The organism is Scytonema hankhaensis NUACC26 (genome assembly GCF_045865695.1).
In the GTDB taxonomy this organism is placed as follows: domain Bacteria; phylum Cyanobacteriota; class Cyanobacteriia; order Cyanobacteriales; family Nostocaceae; genus Scytonema.
The window spans coordinates 1-22,252 of sequence record NZ_BAACAP010000109.1; the positions used below are offsets into that span (position 1 = coordinate 1).

Consider the following 22,252-nt stretch of genomic DNA (forward strand, 5'->3'; position numbering starts at 1 on the left):
TCATGGCGTCGCTTTTTTGTGCGCCCGCCTCATCCGGCACTTTTCTATAGTAGCGACCTCCCTTCAGACTGTCAACTAATTTGGAAAAAATTTTTCTGACTTTTTTTTTGAACGTCCCAAACCCTTATAGTGGCGAGCATAAGCAACAATGGGATATGCACGCCCTATATATATAGAAGAGGTACTTGTGAATTTTCAGTCGATAATAGCTATCCTGCATAAGTTTTGGAGCGATCGCGGATGCCTTATTGCCCAACCTTACGACATGGAGAAAGGGGCAGGAACCAAGAACCCGCACACTTTTCTAAGAGCATTAGGACCAGAACCTTGGGCAGTAGCTTATGTTGAACCCTGTCGCCGTCCTACTGATGGACGTTATGGTGAAAATCCCAATCGCTTTCAACACTATTACCAGTACCAAGTCCTGATTAAACCATCGCCAAACAACATTCAAGAAATATATCTCGATTCCTTAAGGGCTTTAGGTATCCGCCCAGAAGACCGCGATATCCGATTTGTAGAAGACAATTGGGAAGACGCAACTGTAGGAGCGTGGGGGACTGGTTGGGAAGTTTGGCTAGACGGGATGGAAATCACTCAATTTACTTACTTCCAACAATGTGGAGGAATTGATTGCCGTCCAGTGTCAATCGAAATTACCTATGGCTTGGAGAGATTAGCAATGTACCTCCAAGGAGTAGAAGCGATGGTGAAGATCCAATGGACAGATAACATTACCTATGGAGACGTTCACCTCCAAGGAGAAATTGAACAATGCGTTTACAACTTTGAAGCATCCAATCCTGAAATGCTGCTCGCACTATTTAATATGTACGAGCAAGAAGCGCAACAACTGACAGAACGAGGACTAGTATTACCCAGCTTGGATTATGTCATCAAATGCTCTCACACCTTTAACCTCTTGGATGCCAGAGGAGTCATTTCTGTAACAGAGAGAACACGCTACATTGGCAGAATCCGTCACTTGGCACGTAAAGTGGCGCAACTCTACGTAGAGCAAAGAGAAAAATTAGGTTTTCCACTTCTCAAGAAATAAGATAATTTTATACTGGAGTGTTTTTTTGCCAAAAATCAAAGTTTGTAGTTCATGGTCAATCTTACTGAAGCTTTAGAACCTATTGCAGCTTGGTTTCGTTCTTTAGGTATCCCCGATATCATAGTTCATTGGGGACACCCCGCGATGATGGGGATTGTGATTTTCGTGATGGGTAGCTTTGTCGGATTCACCGGGTGGCGGGGACGACTTGTAAAAGACAAAGAAGCAGCAATCCAAAGTCGTAGCGCTCACCGTAAGATAGCACCATGGATGTTTTTGTTCATGGCACTTGGTTACACGGGTGGAGTGTTATCTTTAGTGATGCAGCGTCAATCCATTCTGGAAAGTTCTCACTTTTGGACAGGTTCGATTTTACTGTTACTGTTATTTATCAATGGTGCAATTTCCTTTAGTGGCTTTGCCGGAAACAAAGCTTCGTTACGTATGCTCCATGCTTATTTAGGAAGTACAGCACTTTGTCTGATGTTCATACACGCCTTACTAGGTATAAAGCTAGGTACAAGTATCTAATACAGCAAAGCTCTCCCAATCCAAAATCTAAAATCCACGCATGGTGGTATAACTTGAATGAATAGATAAAGTCCGCTAAAAGCGGGCTTTGCCTTTTTAGTCGCCAATTGCGTTTCCCAGGTATTTGTTTGATGATTCAGGGAAGTGGTGTCATTATTTGTCTTTTCTACATTCTAGGGTTACTGTTAACAGCAGTTCCTTGGGGTGGTTTTTGCGTAGTGATTTTAGGTGTAGCTGGTGCTATTTTTTCTCGGCAAAAACGAGTTAAGCAAAGAAAAATTCCTACAAAGAAGGAAAATTCTCAAGCCTTAACTCAACCATTACCACAATCGCATCCGATCTCTTCCAAAGTATGGTTAGCAGCCGGAATTGTCGGACTATTAGCAACCTTCTATTTTCAACTGCGAGTCCCTCAACCAGCCAAGAACGATGTAAGTCAGTTCGTACCCTCAAACAATAACAATCAAGAACAGCTTTTTATTGTTCGAGGTGAAGTCCTAAGTACACCTCGCGTCACCCGCAATCAGCGAGGACAGTTTTGGTTAGAAGCAACTCAGTTAGATGAAGTCAAAAGCGATAGCAGTGCTTCGGGTACGAGTAAAGGGGTAGGAGGAAAATTATACGTCACTGTACCCATACTTCAAGCAACTGGATTGCATCCAACTCAGCAAGTTGCTGTCACTGGTATCTTATATAAACCACAACCAGCACTTAATCCTGGTGGTTATGATTTCCAAAAATTTCTCAGACAAGAAGGGACTTTTGCTGGTTTAAGCGGACGGCAAATGAGTATCCTAGATGAGGGAAAGCAATGGGGATGGTGGAAAGTTCGAGAACAAATTGTGCGATCGCAAGTTCGGTGGTTAGGTGTCCCAGAAGGTCCCCTTGTCAGTGCGATGGTTTTGGGTAGCAAAGCTGTTGACTTACCCTATGATATTCGCGACTGGTTTACCACAATTGGCTTAGCTCACGCTTTAGCAGCTTCAGGATTTCAAACTTCTCTGATTTTAGGTGTGGTGCTGGGGCTAACATCTAGAGCAAAAAGAGGAACCCAAATCCTACTTGGTAGTGCTGCTCTTTTAATCTTTCTAAGTTTAGCAGGTTCCATTGCACCAGTTGTCAGAGCTGTAATTATGGGATTTGCAGCATTAATTGGCTTAGGATTGAAACGTAAAGTCAAACAGTTAGGTGCTTTACTGATTGTAGCAGTATTGATGCTGCTATTTAATCCACAGTGGATTTGGGATTTAGGATTTCAACTGAGTTTTTTAGCAACATTTGGATTAATTACTACAGCCACTCCAATAAACAATCGATTGCAATGGTTACCACCTAGCATTGCTTCCTTAATTTCAGTTCCCATTGCTGCCATAATTTGGACGTTACCTCTAACGCTCCATTTGTTTAGTGTCGTATCAAATTACAGCTTAATAGTCAATGTTCTTTCTACTCCATTGATTTCTATAATTAGTCTTGGTGGAGTCATGAGTGCATTAGCCAGCGTAGTATCAAGCGATATAGGCAGTACTCTAGCCTTTGCACTATATTATCCCACACATTGGTTGATTCAATTAGTAGAATTTTTTGTCAATTTACCAGGAAAAACTGTAGCTGTTGGTAGCATATCTACTGGACAAATGTTGGCAATTTATGGATTACTGATCCTAGTTTTGTTAGTCAATTGGTGGCAAAAGCGATGGTTCTTTGCAGGTGCGCTCGCTCTTGGTTTGATATTTATTCCTCTGTGGCATACTACAAACAACCTATTTCGCGTCACTTTATTAGCATCAGGTCAAGAACCAGTTGTGGTCATTCAAAATAAAGGAAAAATAACACTCATTAATAGCGGTCAGGAAGAAACAGGAACTCTGACGATACTACCATTTCTAAAACAACAAGGAATCAATAAAATAGATTTGGCAATTGCTTCTAATTTTCAACCTAAAAATGGAACAGCTTGGATAAAAATACTACAAGAATTACCAATAGCAACTTTCTACGAATATTCTCCTACACAAGAGAATAACATGGCTAGTTTAGGAATTCAAAAAGAATTACAAAACAGTAAGGGAATTTATAAACCTTTATCTGTCGGTCAACAAGTCAATGCAGATTCAATTGTCGTGCAGTTACTTAACAATAAATTACCCATATTACAACTACAAGTTGTCAATCAAAACTGGTTATTTGTAGGTGATATTGAACCAACAGAATTGCGCCAACTAACAACAGGAGGAATACCACGTCCACAAGTGCTGTGGTGTTCCAATCGTTTGTTGAAAGAACTCGTTCCAGCATTACAGCCACAAGTTGCGATCGCACCAAGTACAAACCTCGAACCAAAAACGTTATCAGAACTGCAACAAAGTCAGACCAAACTCTTTTTTACAGGAAGAGACGGTGCAATCCAATGGACTCCTAACGGTCAATTTGAGGCGTTTATTCAAGTGCCTGAAAATAAAACCTCAACTTTATAGTGTGCAGTCGCCAATGCAGTTACGAGCCCGACTCTATATATGCTTGGTGTATCAATTTATTCTTGAAAACTAGAGAAATTCTTCCGAAGGTAAAATCAGAAAGTCTGACACGACTGGTGTATAATTTGCTTAATATGAATCAATCTCATGCCCGATATTTTACCTTGTAGTTGTCTAGGAATACTCATCGGGAATTAAATTGCCTTAAAGGCTGTTTTCTCAGTACGGACGCTGATGAGATAAAAATATTAAGTACTATATAAAGACTATGGCTCTCATTGTTCAAAAATACGGTGGTACGTCGGTTGGTTCCGTAGAACGCATACAAGCTGTGGCACAGCGCGTGTGCAAATCTGTTAGAGCAGGAAACTCGCTAGTTGTTGTAGTTTCCGCAATGGGAAAAACCACTGATGGACTAGTTAAACTAGCTTACGAATTGGCGAAAACCCCTAGTCGTCGGGAAATGGATATGCTGCTCTCAACTGGAGAGCAAGTATCTATAGCTCTACTGAGCATGGCAATTCAGGAACTCGGACAGCCCGCTATTTCCCTCACAGGTACACAAGTGGGAATTGTGACAGAAGCCGAACACACTCGCGCCCGAATTTTACGTATTGAACCAGAACGCATTCAACGCCATCTCAATCAAGGTAAAGTTGTGGTAGTTGCAGGATTTCAAGGTATTACAAGTACCGAAGAATTAGAAATTACAACTTTAGGACGCGGTGGGTCGGATACTTCAGCCGTCGCCTTAGCAGCCGCATTACAAGCTAATTTTTGTGAGATTTATACTGATGTACCGGGAATTTTAACTACAGACCCCCGTCTGGTTCCAGACGCAAGGTTGATGGATGAAATTACCAGTGATGAAATGCTGGAACTCGCCAGTTTGGGGGCGAAAGTATTACATCCCCGTGCCGTAGAAATTGCCCGAAACTATGGCGTTCCTTTGGTCGTGCGCTCTAGTTGGACAGACGATCCCGGCACTTGGGTGATTTCAGCTAAACCGCAACCAAGACCATTAATAAATTTAGAAATTGCCCGTCCTGTAGATAAGGTAGAATTTGATATAAATCAGGCAAGGGTTGCTTTGTTGCGCATACCGGATAAACCAGGTGTAGCAGCACGGTTATTTGGCGAAATTTCTCGTCAAGACGTGGATGTGGATTTGATTATTCAGTCGATTCACGAAGGGAATACAAATGATATTGCCTTCACTGTGATGACATCTATATTAAATCGGGCAGAAGCTGTGGCTTCTGCTATAGCCCCAGTTCTTCGTTCCCACAACAGCACTGCGCCAGAAGAAGCAGAGGTGATGGTACAGCAAGATATTGCCAAAGTCAGTATTGCAGGGGCAGGAATGATAGGACGCCCCGGTGTTGCTGCTCAGATGTTTGCTGCTCTTGCGGAAGCTGGTGTGAATATTCGCATGATTTCTACGAGTGAAGTGAAGGTAAGCTGTGTCATTGCTAATACAGATTGCGATCGCGCTGTAACAGCTCTGTGTGAGGCATTTGAGATATACAGTTCCTCCACTTCTCCTGTTCCGTCTCCCCAAGCCATTCCTCCCTCTCCCCCTCCTCATGTCAGAGGTGTTGCCTTGGATATGAACCAAGCAAGATTAGCAATTCGTCAAGTTCAAGATCGTCCGGGAACGGCAGCAAAGATTTTTGGGCTATTGGCACAACACAACGTCAGCATAGACATGATTATTCAATCTCAGCGCTGTCACGTGATAGATGGCATTCCTACACGAGATATTGCGTTCACCGTTGCTCGAATCGATGCAGAAGCCGCACAGAAAATGCTTCAGCAAAGTGCAGTCGAACATGGTTGGGGCGAAGTAGTTTTAGATAACAACATCGCCAAGGTGAGTGTTGTGGGTGCTGGGATGGTAGGTCAACCAGGTGTTGCCGCTAAAATGTTTGAAGCATTGGCAGAGCATAGAATTAATATCCAAATGATTGCCACCTCAGAAATTAAAATTAGCTGTGTTGTGGGACGTGAGGAAGGTGTCAAAGCTTTGCAAGCCATCCATGCAGCATTTGAACTTGCAGGTACTGAAAGAATTCAAGTACCAGCGTAATTGTGCAAGTGCTTTGTGTAGGATTACTTTACCAATAATCTAGAAGTAGGATATATGTTCCTGTGCTACGGGCGTCCCCGCCCGTACATATAAAAGAGGTTAGTTACAAGCAGAATAACTCGCTTGTGACAGAGACAGAAGGTTTTTTAGAAACACTTGACCTGCATCATCAAGGTTAACATCAACAGCAAAAGTCAGACAGCGAACTCTTATATCTCCCACTAATATATTTAAGGCATGAGTTAATGAAGCTGGATACACCAAAATAACTTCTTTGCAACTCTTGGAGACTCCATAAGCAACAACTTGAGCAATATCTTCAGATGAGGGACTTACAGGAGTTTTATACTTAGTATCGAGAATATAGCAAGGTGTCGGTGTTGAGCAATTGTACAACACTAAATCAGTTTTAAAATGTAAATTTTTTCCTATGCTGACTCTTTCTTGAAACTTGAGGATAAAGTTTGAAGGTAAGTGTGCCTTTAGCCATTCTGCAACAAAAAGCTCGTAAAGCCGATCCATGTTGACTAGAAAAGGAAGTGTTGTGCGATCGCCTGTTTCATAACTAGGTGCTGTATTCTCTAAAAAGAAGCGGCAAAAACTGTGTAATAAGCCATAATCTTCATTTAGCCGATTGTACTGTCGTCCGACACAATCTTTTGGGCTAAACTGTTGCAGTGTTATCAATCCTTGTAGAGCATGGTAAGCTTTCCGTACTATTGGCGATACTCGTTCCGAACACAAGCCACTACGACCAATAATAAAAAGAGTCCAAGCTAAAATTTGATTCTCAGGAATATCAGCCGTTTGTTCTTCGTACTGACACTTCAGTTTTACATCCCACGGCTTTTGGATTGCTTGTCGAAAATCTAACCTTCCTCGTATATATGAAAGCTGTTCTGTTTTCAGCAAGTATCTGCGGTATAGCCCTTTGCGACACCTTTCCAAAATGCGCTGAGCTAGGACTTGAGCTAAATTATTATAAAATTCTTCTAGAGAACTACAATCCATAACCCCTTCAAGAATCCGAAAGCTCTTGAGGTCATAAGCGTATTCCAACATTTGAAACAAATTTTTAATACATACCTTTGGTTGTAATCTCAGAACAAATTCATTACTTAAAGGAACATATCCCACCCATCCTTTAGCTTTTAGTTTCCACTTATTTTGAGTTTTATAACTAGGAAATTCTACATCTACTAAATTTTTATACTTATCAAATAACTCTTCCCCAACTGAATCTGGTATTTCATCATGCTGAAATAACTTTTCTATATATTCCGTAAGTTCAATAACTTTTATTTTTGCTTGATTCATATAGCAATCCTATTTGATTTGTAAAATCCATGTAGGGTAGGCAATGCCCACCAGATAAATATTGGAGAGCAATATCTACCCCAACAGCACATAAATTTTAAAATTAATATAATGGTAACCGTTGCTTGATTCTCTCCCAACGAAATTCATCTACTTTCTCTAATTGATTAAAAAAGTATTCTTCTAAATAAGGCTCTATTTCCATACACCAAATATCTTCTATATCATTAGATAATGTTTCAGTTAAGAAAAATGAAATGCCGATTTCATAGTTTTTATCATTGATAAGTTTATTCAATTCCTCTAAAATACTTCTCAACTCCTTGGCTGGAAAAGCTGTTTTCTGATGATATTGTTCCAATATATTATAATTAGGACGCACTTCTATAAACGCAAAACGACGGCGTAGGGCATAGTCAACTAAAGCGATGGATCTATCTGCTGTATTCATTGTCCCGATAATACGAACGTTTGAGGGAAGGCGAAATTTGTTACCACCAGCTAAAGAAATTTCGCGATCGCGGTACTCTAGTAAATACATTAGTTCCCCAAACACTTGAGAGAGATTTGCACGATTAATTTCATCAATTATCAAAACGCAAATACCTTGACGTTTTTCTGCTTCTTGACAAAACTCTAAAAATCGACCTGTAGCCAGAGAGTATTTCAATTGTCCATTTTCATTTTGAGGACGAATGCCTTGAATAAAGTCTTCATAGGAATATGCTGGATGAAATTGCACAAGTTCCGAGAATCCATTACCGCCCGCAATTAAATGCTTGGCAAGTTTTTCAGCAATGAAGGTTTTACCAGTTCCAGGTGAACCATACAATACTGCTTGACCTTTACGATTAATTATGCGAATCCAGTGTTGCAGTTTTGCTTCGTCAAAACTAATTTCTTTAGCACATTGAGATAAAGTATATTCTAGTTGCAAGTGACTCTTTTTAATTTGTTGATTGACCTTACTAATTAAATTATATCTTTTAACTACTACTAGCCAGTAAGAAAACATATCCAACAAGTCATCATCCTGCATAGCAGGGACACCAAGTAGGTTCATCTCTTTCGCAAGTTCCGAAATTAGCTCATTCGCGGTTAGATTAATGAATGGATACTCTATTAGCTTATGGCTGTACAAAGTATTTGCGAAATAGTTGATAACCTGTCGTGAGACATTACTAATTGTAAAAAAAATATCCGGACAAACTAAATTTAAAATTGGGGTAAGTGTTGGCATTTGAAAATTTTTGGTGTATGGCAACGCCACAAATTCTGTACAAGCAGTCAATAACTGATTAGAGTTTTTATAACATTGTTGAAGAAACCGGATAATTGCTTGAGCAAGTAAAGGCCAATATTCTATTTTAGTCCACTGAAACTTACTAATTAACGTTCTTAAATGTCCGGTAATAGACGAGTCAATATGTATATAATCACCTGGTTGAAAACCAATGATTGAATCTATGTTAGGTAGCAGTCTCAGCAGAAGATTTTGTGTTGGCTCTTCCGTAGAGTCTACTACTATTGCTTCAACATATCGGCGTTCATATTGACGTTTCTGGATATAAATTTTTTTCCGATTTAATCCATGTGGCGTGTAAACATATACTGCTACAAATTCTTGAAATAGTTTTACAAATTCCGCTTTTTTGTCTTCTTTTAACATTCTTTAATAATTAGGACACAAGAGTATCATTAAATAGTTCTAATTGTTCGTAAGAGCAAACTATGTCTTCTTGTAAAATAGATTCAAACATCTTAAGTTCTGTCGGCTTCAAATAGCGATAACTTTGTGGAGGTTGAAATTCAGGAATTCTTTGTCTCAGTTGTTTTAACTCTACAGGAAGAGAAAAAGATTTAACATTTTTTAAAGAAATTCCAACAACTATTGATGCACCTTTGTAGTAATTTCTAAACTCTCTGTAACTAATTTTAGCTTTATCTTTAATTTGTTCCCAAAAAATATTTAGATCTTTTTGTAAATTTTCAATTTCGATTTGACTAACACCCTCTACTTCAAATGAACCAACTAAAGCTTTTTTAGGAGATGACACATATACTAAAACTAAGTCACCTGGACTTAATCGAGTACGCACACGACGAAGCTCTACTGTTTTTTTACCAGAAAAAATTTTATCTGCATATTCAGGCTTGATTGATAGTAACAGTATATTACCCAGCATTGTCATTTGCTCTAGGTGGTATATTATAAATACCTAAATTATACATCTTTTGAAAGGTATTGTTATCTATTTTATAAGGTGACTGAGGCGTTAAATTTTTGCCTAAAAACTTCCGAATAGTTTTTAAGTCTATAATCTGGTCAAATAACTCTGTATTACTAAAGCGTATCGCCATAATTTTACCCTCTTTAGTACTTATAGCCAAGACATCGCGTAATTGATAAACGCCCAATCGTTGATAGCGTTGATAAAGCTCCTCAGGTTTACCAATTACAACTTCATCAACGCAGGAGCAAGCTCGAATTGCTCCTACCCCATAGTAATTATTATATGCATCTTGACTTACATACCATAGAATTCTACCAGGAGCTTTTAACCCTCCTGAATTTACAAGAGATTTATAATATGCAGCTTCACGGTTAAAAGCTAATTCAAATTTTGCTCCCCATAAAGTTTGATTAGCCAACTCTTCATCAAATAAATGTATTGCCCATCTGGGTTTAATGGGAATAATAAACGTAGGAATTTCAGCATCGATAATCTTAGCTGGAAAAAGAAACCGTTCAATATTAGATGATGTTTGAACATCTTTGATTAAATTTTCTTGACTAAGAGTATCTGCCAATCGAAGGCAAAAATTATATTCTTCACCTAAAGTAGAAGCTAGAGTAATCAGACGCTGTGATAATTGAGAGCCGAATTCAGCAGCAGCTAAGTTTGCCTTCACCCAACCCCCATTACTAGCTCTGACAAAATAATCTTCTTGAATTGCTGTTATGACAATTGAGTCCAAATATAAATCAGTAATTTTGGTAAACTGATAATGTTCGCGGTATGAATGTGAAATAGCTTGAAAAATTAAGTGTCTTGCAAGTGTAGATGCTAGAGAATTATCTGCTATTCTAAGCATTGAAATCTCTAACTCATGTTTTTTATATCTCCCATATACTATTAAAGCTAGCGGTTGATTTTCTCCTTCAAAAACGAGAGAGCACTTAAATTTTTCTAGCTCGGTAAGAAACCGATGCATTTGTTGTTGAAAAACTGCTTTAGTTTCACCCTTTTTGAAATTTTGAAAAAAGTTAGATAAAAAGTCTTCTTCTCCTTTTTGTACTAATCTTTGCTGTAAAAGAGTACCAGCTAAACGCACAGGTTGGTAATCAGGTTTTCTACGAAGTTCATCTAATTGATTCAGTAGTGTAGTAGGACGAAGAATTGATAGTCCAAATTTTGCATAAAATTCTGCTGCTAGATCTAATAATGACTGTTTTCTTGTTACAAATACTTTTGCATCTGAAGCAATGGTTCTAGCAAGATTGCGAATTTCTGATTCATCAATACTTACTTGTTTTTCTGAAAAGAAAATTTTTAAATTTCTGAATTCTGCATCTAATATTTGATTTTTACATAGTAAAGTATTAAAATTTTGTTCGGCAAAGTCCCGCAAAATTTTTCTTTCTTCGGGAACGGGTATACGATTAATTATGCTAAATATTACATCAGTTATGAATAATTCTAATTCAGGTTCTAGCCAGTCAACTAAAAGTAATCTAGACTCTTCATTATCAGTATCTTCTCCCGCATATAAATCGAAAAAGATACTAGTATCAATAACTACACAGAATTGAGATTCAAGTTTTTGCGTTGTCACATTAGAAAATAGGTTAGGATGACCATGATCGAACCACCAATATGTCAGTTAATTTTTAGACTTACCCTTACCTGTCTTCTCATATTTGGGAATGAAATTGAATCTTTCCCACATGTTATCTATGCCGTAATCACGACGACAACTTAAGCCAATTCCACTATATTTGTCTGTGGTTAGATTTTTTAGATAATCAATAAGTAATTTTGCAACATTCTGACCTCTGTGTGACGAAGCAATGCATAGATGAACTATGGTAATTCGGTCATAGGAACATCGATATAATAGATAACCAATACAACCTGCGCGATCGTCAACAGCTACAAGAATCTCACGACTTGCTGCACGTTCCGCAAAAGCACCTTTCGGAAAAAGTCCAAGAGTTGCTCGATTAGCCCCCCATAGTTCTATTACTGTAGATAAATAAGGTGATTTATCATCAATATCATAGATTTTAATATTGTGCTGTACTGTCACTCTTGTTATATCTCCTCAAATGATTTTATTAGTATATAGGTCAATGCCTCAATCATGTGTAAATATTTTATTATGTGAAAATATTCAAGTATGTGAAAACATTCAAGTTTCTAAAGATTGCCAAAAATAGACCTATGTTTTCTCCTCCATACTTAGTATGGTTCATGAAATTCCTTCCTCCGCCAACTTCTGCAACGCCAATAACCCAGCACCATAAGCAGGTTCATGACGAGGAAAAATCACTTTTGCTGTCGGAAACATAGCAAGAATCGATTTAGCAAATTTATCGCGTATCTTAGATTTTCCCAACCAAACACTTCCCGTTGTCACAACTTCAAAAAGTTCTCGGTGACTAAAAATCGCATCAATAACTGTACCAGTCGCCCAGATCAACTCCTTCACAGCATTATCAATAATTCTATTAGCAGTTTCATCTCCACAAACAGCAGCACCATCAACAAGAGGTGCTAAAGCAGCTATTTCTTTAACACCCCAATCTCTTCGATATATAACTTCTATTAAATCCTCAATACTGACCAAACCAAGATGCTGTTTAAAAACTTCGACAAGACAAGTAGGAACCTCGCGTCCATCGTATGCCTTTAATGCTGCTTGCATACCAGCCACAGCTATTCTATAAGCACTTCCTTCATCACCTAAAATATATCCCCAACCACCGACTCGCTTAACATCTCCCTGATGATTGCGACCAAAAACTATAGAACCAGTTCCAGCAGCAACCACAATTCCTACAGGATAACCAACTCCCCCAACTAAAGCAATTAATGCATCATTATAAATAACAATATTAGAATTATTATACTTTCTACAAGTCAAATCCCAAGTAATAGGAAGGCAACCACTATTCTGCAACTCAAGGACTAAACTTTTTACAACTTCAATATCCTCAGCACGCCCTACACCAGCCAATCCCAAGCAAATCCCTCTCACCCTAAGATCATCTGTCAATTTCAACGCCTCGACTGCTGCACCATAAATAGCAGACGTAATAGCTTGTAATACAGCTTGAGTACCTATACTTTGATAATTCGACGCACCAGATTCACCACGACCTAAAACTTGCCCTTTATCATCCATCAAAACACAAACAGTTTTGCTTCCACCACCATCAATTCCTAAAACACAATTCATAACATTGTCATTTGTTATTTGTCATTTGTCATTTGCTAGTTTATCCGCGTTCGTCAGCGTTCATCTGCGGTTCCTTTCTCCAAAGGAATAAAAAATAGAGTTATCATACCAGGAACTGTCAACAAACAGACCAATACAAAAAATAAGAGATACCCTACTTGTGCTTGAATATAACCGCTAATTAAACCAGGTAGCATTATACCCAAAGCCATAATACCTGTAGAGATAGCAAAATGAGAAGTTTTATATTCTCCTTGAGAAATATACATTAAATAAACACTAAAAGCAGTAAACCCAAAACCATATCCTAACTGCTCAAAAGAAACTAAAGCATAAACAAGAGGCAAAGATGGTTTAACATAAGCCATATACACATAAAATACATCCGGTAAATTCAATGCCAAAGCCATCGGTAAAAGACATTTTTTCAATCCATATTTGGAAATAACCATTCCACCTGTAATTCCTCCCACAATCAGAGAAAGTACCCCAAACGTACCGTAAACTAAACCTACAGTTGATGTAGATAGTCCCAAACCTCCAGCTTCTGGTTTATCTAATAAAAACAATTGTGCTATTTTAAGCAACATTGCCTCACCAAATCTGTAAAGCAATATAAATGCTAGGATTGCTATAATTCTTTTTTGTCTAAAATAAGAAAAAATAATCTCAAAAAAAGAAACATTTGATGTGGCTTCAAACTGTTTGCGATCGCTTGCTTCAGGCAAAGGCAAAAAAATCCGATGACAAATAAACAATACTACTAAAACTAGAGATGATAAACCAATAGACAGACTCCAACTTAAAGAAACACTATTCAAATACCTTTCTTCAAGTATCCCTGCTAAAACTACTAAAAAACCAGAACCAAAAATTAGAGCAATTCGATAAAAAAGCGAGCGAATACCTACAAAAAAGGCTTGTTCTCCTGGATTTAAAGCCAGTAAATAAAAACCGTCTGTTGCAATATCGTAAGTTGCAGAAATAAATGCTCCGAAAGTCAATACTACTAAGGAAATAAAAAAGAAATTTGACAATTGTAAAGAAAAAGCTAACAAAGCCAAACAAAAGAACATAGCAAACTGAGTCACAAGTATCCATGTTCTTTTTGTCCAGTAAGTATCAACAATTGGACTCCAGAACATTTTAATAACCCAAGGAAGATAAAGTAAACTCGTCCAAAAGGTAATCTGAGTATTATCTACACCTAATTTCTTGTAAAAGATAACAGAAATTGTATTGACAATGACATAGGGAATTCCAGAAGTAAAATACAAAGTAGGAATGAATGCCCAAGGAGAACGAGATTTACTTTGCTTTTCCATAAAATAAATTGGTTTATCTAACAACCAATAGGACACCAATAGGAAATATTATCTGTTATTTTCCCCTCAGAAACACGCATTCCCAGACCGCCCGATACTAATTCATCTTGACCGTTATTGTACAACCATGCTCCCCAAACAACGGTCATAGATTGTTCGGCAATTTCTAAAGTGGGAAGTTCCAATAACTCCTGATAAACATAATCTTGTTCTGTATACCAAGGTTCGTTGCTGTGACTGCGAACAGCTACCTCTCCCGATTTGACAGCAAATCCTCCTGCACCTTCCCTTCCCAAAATAGGTTTAGCAAAGTATGAGTTACCTATTTTCTCTGGCATCATAGAAGTTCTGGGGAAATAGTCAAAAATTGTTTGAGCATCTTTATTATTAAATAACTCCAATCCCAAATCTGTAATCAGAGCAAATATACTTTTAGGCTGCAATGCAAAAGCAGAACCAAAGTTAACAATAACAATTTTCTTCTCTAAAATCAGCTGTTCGAGAGCAGACCACAATCTTTCACCTTTTTCATCCGTATCATAAATAACCCATTCAATGGGATACCACATAAATAATATATCTATAGGTTGCCCTGTTCTAGAATCAAATAGATATTCTCCATCTTTAATACGAAGGGATTCCAATGGTAACACAGTACTTTTGCGCTTGTATTTTCTACTTAACCATCGCATAGTACCTAAATCCTCAGCGTTATTTAATGCTGTAAAAGCAATATGGCATTCCTCCACTCTTTTATTTAGCAATAAAGCTGCTCCATGTATATGATTATTTAAGGAAAAACTTAATATATTTTGAGCATTAAATACAGGATCTTGTAATTTAAAATGTTCTGCAACTTTGCCATTACCCTCGGTACACTCAAACCAAAAGCTAGGAGTTTGAGGGTTTGTTTCTATAACCTTTTTTACACCTGTTTCTTCATTCCAGCACCAATCTAACCGCATACAAAATGGTGGAAGAGAATCATGCTTCACCACCTTAATAGCATCTTGAGGAAAGCCATAGTCAAGCAAAGTTTCTTCATCAAGCGTGCGGACAATCGACCAAACTTCCATCAAAACACTACCGACCAATTCAGATGCGTGCTTAATTTCGTGTACGATTTGTGGAGAAACTTTGTGACAGTAATACAAAGCGTATGGTATTTCTTGGTCAGTCAAAGGAATACCCGTTCCTTCCTCAATCGGGCAAACATTGTACCAACCCATTTTCATTGACTGAAAGAAACGCTTTCTCTGAGGGCTATTGAAAATATCTATATTCATTCTCCTAACCACCCGCGCTACCACCACGACCAAAACTACCAAATCCAGAACGACCCACTCGCGACGGAGAATAGCTTGAACTACCTTTACTAGCGCCACGGTATCTATACGTACTAGACCCTCCGTAGTAAGTGCGACTGCTACCGCCACCACTACCAGAGTTGTTGCATTCGTAAGATGACTGTGCTTGTGGATTGTTACAGTTTATATGACTGGTTTCTGGAACTCGCGTGCAGGAAGCAATCAAGGAGACTGTCATGCCAACGACAATAAATTGAAGCGAACTAGTTTTCAATTTCATTAAAGTACGAGGTTATTGAGCAATTTAAAGAACTACAAGCATAGTGCAAGAAATTTCGTATATAGCAATTCCCACTTCCTTGAGTACAGGAAGAAATAATTAACCGCACCCTGTAGCATATGGACGCAGATAAATCTGTACCTTGGCAGATCGGAAAACGCTATACTGCACGCGAGTAGTTCCTTAACTGACATTTCTAACCTACATTTCTAAATTGCAACAAAAGTGGCGTTTTTAAATAAAAGTCATCTAGTAATCTATCTGATTTGTGAATAAAATTTAAGTATTGTAGGGTGGGCAATGCCTACCAAGAGTTTATATAGTAGGCATTGCCCACCCTACTTACAATTAAAAAATCAAATAGGAGTTCTATAGTAAAGCTACTAAATTGATGAAGTTACGTGTACTTTCGCTAACTATGTAGCTTTCAATGAAGAATTGTTTGCATTCACGAACGGGGATCTCTTTCAGTTCATATACTGGATACATTCTCATAGTTTGCTCAATGAGCATTTGGAGGCCCGAAGATGGTTCATACTTATGAGGTACTAGTTGATACTAGAGAATGTCTTGACCAATTAAATAGTATCTTTCAACGCGAGACCACACGCTACGAAATAGACGCTGAATCAAAATTCAAAGCTAACACTATGGCACGCATTCAGGCTAGAAACGATCGCCCATGCTGTACTGAATATGATGTCAGGGTAACAAGACTTTTAAAATAAAGCAAGTAAGATTTTCATACACTGCAAAAGAACTGCAACAAAGAAATTATTCCATCTTGTGGGATGGGCGTCCTCGCCCGTCCCATAATAATAGCGGGCTTTTCGGCCCGCACCATAGAAATTTAACAGAAATTTAGTAGTAATCCAACAATCCAAAATCCAAAATTTACAATGCTTCTGGTGGGGCAATGTCGGAACCAACCGCGATCCCTGCCGTGCTAGACTGTAACCCTGGTTTGGCTGTTGGTTTTTCGTCTTTCAAGGACTGTTTGACGTCAGAGGATGTAGGGGCTTCACCTGTCTCTATGCCCGCGTTTGCGTTAGCTTGCTGAGACATGATTGATAATCCTCCTAAAGAACCAGCAACGAGGGCTGCATAGCCTACATAAAGATGCACTGGTTTGATTCCAAATCCTAAGTTACTAGATTGGAATTGAGATTGATAGGAGGTTGGTAATACTAGTTTTGTCGGTTCTGAAACGGGTAAAGAGGCAGCTAAATTTGTACCGTCAAGCCCTAGGGCATTACCCATAACACGGATGAAGCCACGAACGTAAACATCTTCTGCTAATGCATCCCAGTTACCTTCTTCAATTGCTGCCATCTGATGGATGGGTACGTGAGTATAAACGTGAAGTTGGTTTAGAGAAAGACCTTGCAACTCTCGAACTTGCCGCAATTTTTGCCCAACTTGGCGCAGGCTTTCTATACGTTGTTGAGCTTTTTGTTCGGCTAGTTCGGCTTTTGTCGGCTTTCTGTTTCCAAACCACTTGCTTTGTTTTTTCTTAATAGGCTGGCTTTCTACGGTTTGCACGACTTCTGGTTTTAATGGCACTTCTCGAACAGTTGTTTCAACACTTTCTTTTTGGTGTACTCTAACATCAGTTAAGCATGGTGTATAATCAACAACTTCTGCTTCTTCTGAAAGAGTCGCTACAATTTCTATATTGTTGTTGTCGGTTTGATGGTTATTTTCTGATTGCTTGTTTTCGTCTTCTGTCTTTTGAGAATGTTGCACAAATTGGCGAAAAGCTAAACCAATTGCTTCTCTACCTATGGATTGAAACAGTGATTGGGCTTGTTCGGCTGATGAACCTAGCAACTGTTGCATCATAGCGAGAGCACGACGATAAACTTTACTATGATGTAATTCTGTTTCTATTTCATCTAACAGCGATCGCAATTCATCCTGAGAAATTTCTATAGCTGGATGACCGGGAGATTGTAGTAAGTACAGGGATGTGGTAGCCATTTTGAGAAGCCTCTTTCGGCAGTTGAGCAATGCGAAGTTTCACTTATGTAATTTCTTCTACGGTTTATTATCATCTCCGGACGGATACGTATCATTTTTCTACCTCGAAGGAGGGATGCAGTCGAGAGCGCATTATATAATGAGGAAGACTGTTACTGAAATCTCCTACTGAGTGAGATATTGCATTTTTTCTACTTAATAAGATTAAGAAAAGAACTAATTGTAAAATTACGCAAAAAAATGTTTTTCTTAACACATTTAAGAAAAACACTGAGTATAAAAAATGAGATAAATTGCAATCTCTAAATCATTTATGAAAAATCTTAAGTACTGTAGGTAGGGCTAAAGCCCACCACAAAAAGCTTTTGGTGGGCTTTAGCCCTACCTACTCCATGTATTTCACAAATCAAATAGCATTGCTATAGGACTTATTCAATGAAGGAAAAAATCAAATGTTTGATACTTTATTCTTTAACCTTTATCCCCACCCTATTCCAATACAAATTGCGAGCTATTAAGATCCTGCACGTATTTCACAAAAGACTGTACTGCTTGGTAATAAGCAGAAGGAGCAACCTCTGCTACATCGTTATGTCCTCCTCCCGGAATGAGAACTAAGTTCTTTGGTTCGGGAGTTGCTTCATACAGGTTCTTGCTCATAAAGGCGGGAACGACTTCATCAGCAGTGCCGTGAATAAATAAAACTGGTATTTTTAAAATTGGCACTTTCATGATGGAATCGAACCGCTGTTTTAGAATTAGATTGACTGGCACCATCCAAAAATTGTTCCGATGTGCAATCATCTTGCGAATAGAGGTAAAAGAACCTTCTACAATCAAGCCTGCAGCTTCTGGGTGCTTGACAGCTAGATCGATCGCTACAGCACCTCCCAAGGAATGTCCGTACAGAAAAATTGTGTTTGGTAAAATTTTGCGTTGACTGACTAAGTACTCCCAAGCGGTGGCTGCATCCTGATAAATCTGTAACTCATTAGGAAAGCTCCCTTCACTGCGACCGTATCCGCGATAATCAAAAAGGAAGACTGAAAACCCTAGTTGATACAACCGATGTGCTCGAACGACGTTGGCTCCAATGTTGATACTATTTCCGTGGAAATACAGCAGCACTTTGCTGTCTGGTTGGCTAGAAGGTAGCCACCATCCATGAACACGTTGCACTTTGTCAGATGAAACTTTGACAGGTAACCAAACTTCTTCATAATTGAGATTGAACAACTCCGGTGTTGTCTCAATAGTGGAAGAAGGGAAAAAGATAAACCGAGATTGCTGTAGAAAAAGTAATATACAGACAGCACCGTAAGCTATAACTGTAGCAACAAGCGTAAATGCAAACAGCAATTGTATTGGTTGTTGCAGCTTATTTATTATCATGGAAGTATTTATAAAAACAATATGACCAGTCGAATACAATAACTTTAGCTCAATAAAATTATGATTATATTATGAAAAAATGATTTACTATAATATTAGTAAATAGTCAAAGTTTCTATAACTCTTTCAGTGGATTGGTTAATTAATGCTTTAAGATTAGCAAAAAAGAGGAGAAGACGGTGAAGCTGTCAAGTAAGGCTCAAGAGGAGCAACTCATGGAAGTGGTTGCACATCTACGGCAAGTCAGAGAGGAACGAGCAATACGTATAGACGAACTAGCAGCTTATACGCGAATTCGCCCTGTTTTCTTACAAGCTTTAGAAGAGGGAAGATTTGAAGAATTACCCGAGCCTGTTTACGTTCAAGGGTTTGTCCGCCATTACGCTGATGCTATAGGATTAGATGGAACAGCAATAGCACAAGATTTTGCTAGTATTTGTTCCCCTCCCCCAGAAACTAGCCAAGACGATCGGGAGTTAGATAAAAAACCCAATATATACATACCTTTGGCAGTACCATATATTTTGCTGTTAGTTGCTGCCTCCTTCGGACTTTTTTATATACTTAACCCTCCACGCCCAGTTGCTGAATCTGTCAGCCAAAAGAAAACTTCTCAACTCGCCTCTGAAAAGAAAACAGCTTCAAAAGTAGTCTCCGAACAATCTCCAAAAGCATTCCCAGTCGCTCAACAAAGCCCTACCACTATCCCAAAACCAAAAGCATCGATCGCTCCAACTTCTAAAACATCACAAACAGGCGTAACGCCTACGACTAATGCTACCCCAACACCAGAAGCGTCATCAAGTGCAGCGATCGCTCCTACTCCCACAACATCTTCTTCAGCAGCAGCCACTTCACCTGTAGAAGTTTCCATCGAACTTCAAGATGAATCCTGGTTAAGAGTCCAAGTAGATGGCAAAACAGAATTCGAGGGAACTTTAACCAAGGGAGAACGAAAATCTTGGACAGCAAAAAAAGAGTTAGTCATTCGTTCTGGCAATGCTGGTGCTGTAATGGTTTCCACAAACAATCAGCAACCAACACCATTAGGAAGTATGGGCAGCGTCAAGCAGGTGAAGTATACAACCAGTAACCAGTGACCACCTGACCAGTGACCACCTGACCAGTGACTAACCAAGAACTAACTACTGTAGGGGCGCAAGGCATTGCGCCCCTACCAACTAAATTTTCGGCTTTTGCTGATGCCAAGTAGTTGACTGTTCGTAGGCGTAGGCTACTTGAAAGAGCCGATCTTCTCTCAGCACGTTTCCAATCAACTGCAAACCAATTGGTAATCCATGACTGTCAAAACCACAAGGAACGCTGATTCCCGGTAAACCTGCAAGATTGACAGGAATAGTCATCAAGTCAACCAAGTACATACTCAAGGGATCGGCTGTTTTTTCTCCTGCTTTAAACGCAGTCGTGGGTGCTGTAGGACAAACCAACACGTCTACTTTTTCAAAAGCTTTTTCAAAATCTTGCTTAATTAAAGTGCGAACTTTTTGCGCTTTAAGATAGTAGGCGTCGTAATAACCAGCAGAAAGAGCGTAAGTGCCAATCATAATTCGGCGTTTGACTTCTGCACCGAAGCCAGTAGCACGAGTACGAGTATACATTGACAGTAAATTTTCTGCATCGGCAGCACGATAACCATACTTCACGCCATCGTAACGCGCTAAGTTTGCTGATGCTTCTGATGGAGCAATAATATAGTAACTCGGTAACCCATCTCGGAATCGAGGACAAGAAATTTCTTGAATTTCTGCCCCCAATGCTTGTACTTGTTCTAGCGCTTTATTAACGGCTTGTTCTACCTCAGAGTCTAATCCTTCACCAAAAGTTTCTTTAATAACACCAATCCTGAGCTTTCCTTTGGGCAGTTCTAGTTTTAGATTAACAGTGTAGTCGGGGATTTCTACTTTTAAACTCGTAGAGTCTTTAGGATCGTGCCCTGCGATCGCATTCAATAATATTGCAGCATCTTCTACCGTGCGTCCAAACGGACCTATTTGATCCAAAGACGAAGCAAACGCTACTAATCCATAACGAGAAACTAACCCATAAGTTGGTTTCATTCCAACAACGCCACAGAAAGAAGCGGGTTGTCTGATGGAACCGCCTGTATCGGAACCTATAGACACAACACATTCTTCAGCTGCAACTGCAGCCGCCGAACCTCCAGAAGAACCTCCCGGAACTCGTAACAAATCCCAAGGATTAGCAGTGAGTTTGAAGGCGGATGTTTCTGTAGAACCACCCATAGCAAACTCATCTAAATTAGTTTTTCCTACCATAACTGCATCCGCATCCGCCAGTTTTTGCGTCACCGTTGACTCGTATGGTGGGATAAAGTTTTCCAAAATTCGGGAGGCGCAGGTAGTGGGAATGCCTTTGGTACACATATTGTCCTTAATACCAATAGGAATTCCAGCGAGAATGCCAATATCTTCTCCGGCGGAGATTTTAGCATCCACTTTCCGCGCTTGCAAGATCGCTTGTTCAGCAGTCACGCACAAAAAACTGTGCAACTTCGGTTCCACCGCTTGAATGCGGTCTAAAGCCTCTTGAGTAATTTCAACCGCAGAACGTTCTTTGTTTACTAACTGTTTATGCAACTCGCGGATGAATGCCATGATGACTCCTTTCTTACTCAAGTTCTTGATTTTAATACAAGATTAGGCTTTCTGCACGCTGAGTTGGTTGAGTTGTGCGATCGCGAAGCGCAAGCCGTACCCGGCTTATCGTTCTGTCTAGTTTGAAAATGGGGACTGGCGATTGGCGATTGGGAACTAGGAAAGACACATTTTCATGCTTGGTTGTGGGATTTTCCGATGAAAGACTAATATGATTTTGTCTACATTATTATATATGATGCTTCTCAATAGTACATTCAAAACAGTTCTTGTGGGGCAGGCATCTTGCCTGCCTAAAACGGGCGAGACGCCCCGCAGTCTCCTCAACGGGGGGCTTTGGGGCCCCCTCTGGGGAACTCGGGGCCCCCACGAAGTGGGGATAAGGGGCAAGGGGGGAG

General features: G+C 39.3%; 19 protein-coding genes. 6 read left to right on the forward strand and 13 right to left on the reverse strand.

Going from position 1 to position 22,252, the window contains the following annotated elements; all coding sequences use genetic code 11:
• The first annotated feature begins 187 nt into the window (after positions 1-187).
• From glyQ to ACKTT2_RS05065, 4 genes are all read left to right on the forward strand, one after another.
• Positions 188-1,057 (forward strand): glycine--tRNA ligase subunit alpha, encoded by an 870-nt coding sequence (gene glyQ, locus ACKTT2_RS05050; RefSeq protein ID WP_407884658.1) that lies wholly within the window; start codon positions 188-190, stop codon positions 1,055-1,057.
• Between the two features lie 51 nt (positions 1,058-1,108).
• On the forward strand, positions 1,109-1,588 hold the full coding sequence (locus tag ACKTT2_RS05055) for a DUF4079 domain-containing protein (RefSeq protein WP_407884622.1): 480 nt from the start codon (positions 1,109-1,111) through the stop codon (positions 1,586-1,588).
• Between the two features lie 131 nt (positions 1,589-1,719).
• Positions 1,720-4,065 carry a ComEC/Rec2 family competence protein gene (locus ACKTT2_RS05060; protein WP_407884624.1) on the forward strand — a complete coding sequence of 782 codons (2,346 nt, stop codon included), beginning with the start codon at positions 1,720-1,722 and terminating at the stop codon, positions 4,063-4,065.
• 268 nt (positions 4,066-4,333) lie between these two features.
• Complete coding sequence (locus tag ACKTT2_RS05065; RefSeq protein ID WP_407884626.1) at positions 4,334-6,154, forward strand: aspartate kinase; 1,821 nt, start codon at positions 4,334-4,336, stop codon at positions 6,152-6,154.
• 99 nt (positions 6,155-6,253) lie between these two features.
• On the opposite strand, the gene ACKTT2_RS05070 is transcribed toward ACKTT2_RS05065, so the two are convergent.
• From ACKTT2_RS05070 to ACKTT2_RS05110, 9 genes are all read right to left on the reverse strand, one after another.
• Complete coding sequence (locus ACKTT2_RS05070) at positions 6,254-7,471, reverse strand: McrC family protein (RefSeq protein ID WP_407884628.1); 1,218 nt, start codon at positions 7,469-7,471, stop codon at positions 6,254-6,256.
• Between the two features lie 103 nt (positions 7,472-7,574).
• Positions 7,575-9,140: an McrB family protein gene (locus ACKTT2_RS05075; protein WP_407884630.1), complete on the reverse strand. Its 1,566-nt coding sequence runs from the start codon at positions 9,138-9,140 to the stop codon at positions 7,575-7,577.
• 10 nt (positions 9,141-9,150) lie between these two features.
• Positions 9,151-9,663: an ASCH domain-containing protein gene (locus ACKTT2_RS05080; protein WP_407884632.1), complete on the reverse strand. Its 513-nt coding sequence runs from the start codon at positions 9,661-9,663 to the stop codon at positions 9,151-9,153.
• Positions 9,647-11,308 carry a PIN domain-containing protein gene (locus ACKTT2_RS05085; protein WP_407884634.1) on the reverse strand — a complete coding sequence of 554 codons (1,662 nt, stop codon included), beginning with the start codon at positions 11,306-11,308 and terminating at the stop codon, positions 9,647-9,649. Before ACKTT2_RS05085 ends, ACKTT2_RS05080 begins: the two co-directional genes overlap by 17 nt.
• Before the next feature lie 48 nt (positions 11,309-11,356).
• Positions 11,357-11,782 (reverse strand): GNAT family N-acetyltransferase, encoded by a 426-nt coding sequence (locus ACKTT2_RS05090; protein ID WP_407884636.1) that lies wholly within the window; start codon positions 11,780-11,782, stop codon positions 11,357-11,359.
• A 162-nt stretch (positions 11,783-11,944) separates the two neighbouring features.
• Positions 11,945-12,934: an N-acetylglucosamine kinase gene (locus ACKTT2_RS05095; protein ID WP_407884638.1), complete on the reverse strand. Its 990-nt coding sequence runs from the start codon at positions 12,932-12,934 to the stop codon at positions 11,945-11,947.
• A gap of 53 nt (positions 12,935-12,987) precedes the next feature.
• The gene (locus ACKTT2_RS05100) at positions 12,988-14,259 is read right to left on the reverse strand and encodes an MFS transporter (protein WP_407884640.1); all 1,272 of its coding nucleotides are present in this window, start codon (positions 14,257-14,259) and stop codon (positions 12,988-12,990) included.
• 17 nt (positions 14,260-14,276) lie between these two features.
• Positions 14,277-15,545, reverse strand: coding sequence for a glutathionylspermidine synthase family protein (locus tag ACKTT2_RS05105; RefSeq protein ID WP_407884642.1), 1,269 nt, complete (start codon positions 15,543-15,545; stop codon positions 14,277-14,279).
• A gap of 4 nt (positions 15,546-15,549) precedes the next feature.
• Positions 15,550-15,846: a hypothetical protein gene (locus ACKTT2_RS05110; protein ID WP_407884644.1), complete on the reverse strand. Its 297-nt coding sequence runs from the start codon at positions 15,844-15,846 to the stop codon at positions 15,550-15,552.
• 527 nt (positions 15,847-16,373) lie between these two features.
• Between ACKTT2_RS05110 and ACKTT2_RS05115 the strand changes: the two genes are divergently transcribed.
• Entirely contained in the window at positions 16,374-16,574 is a 201-nt protein-coding gene (locus ACKTT2_RS05115) for a hypothetical protein (RefSeq protein ID WP_407884646.1), read from the forward strand.
• Between the two features lie 166 nt (positions 16,575-16,740).
• Here the strand turns inward: ACKTT2_RS05115 and ACKTT2_RS05120 are convergent, their stop codons facing one another.
• Positions 16,741-17,826, reverse strand: a complete 1,086-nt coding sequence (locus ACKTT2_RS05120; protein WP_407884648.1) for a helix-turn-helix domain-containing protein — start codon at positions 17,824-17,826, stop codon at positions 16,741-16,743.
• A gap of 489 nt (positions 17,827-18,315) precedes the next feature.
• Positions 18,316-19,218: an alpha/beta hydrolase gene (locus tag ACKTT2_RS05125; protein ID WP_407884650.1), complete on the reverse strand. Its 903-nt coding sequence runs from the start codon at positions 19,216-19,218 to the stop codon at positions 18,316-18,318.
• A 179-nt stretch (positions 19,219-19,397) separates the two neighbouring features.
• On the opposite strand from ACKTT2_RS05125, the gene ACKTT2_RS05130 reads away from it, so the two are divergent.
• Complete coding sequence (locus tag ACKTT2_RS05130) at positions 19,398-20,318, forward strand: helix-turn-helix domain-containing protein (RefSeq protein WP_407884652.1); 921 nt, start codon at positions 19,398-19,400, stop codon at positions 20,316-20,318.
• Between the two features lie 81 nt (positions 20,319-20,399).
• Here ACKTT2_RS05130 and gatA read toward each other — a convergent pair whose 3' ends face one another.
• Both gatA and ACKTT2_RS05140 read right to left on the reverse strand, forming a co-directional pair.
• Entirely contained in the window at positions 20,400-21,854 is a 1,455-nt protein-coding gene (gene gatA, locus ACKTT2_RS05135; protein ID WP_407884654.1) for an Asp-tRNA(Asn)/Glu-tRNA(Gln) amidotransferase subunit GatA, read from the reverse strand.
• A gap of 31 nt (positions 21,855-21,885) precedes the next feature.
• Positions 21,886-22,023: a hypothetical protein gene (locus ACKTT2_RS05140; RefSeq protein WP_407884656.1), complete on the reverse strand. Its 138-nt coding sequence runs from the start codon at positions 22,021-22,023 to the stop codon at positions 21,886-21,888.
• Positions 22,024-22,252 lie beyond the last annotated feature (229 nt).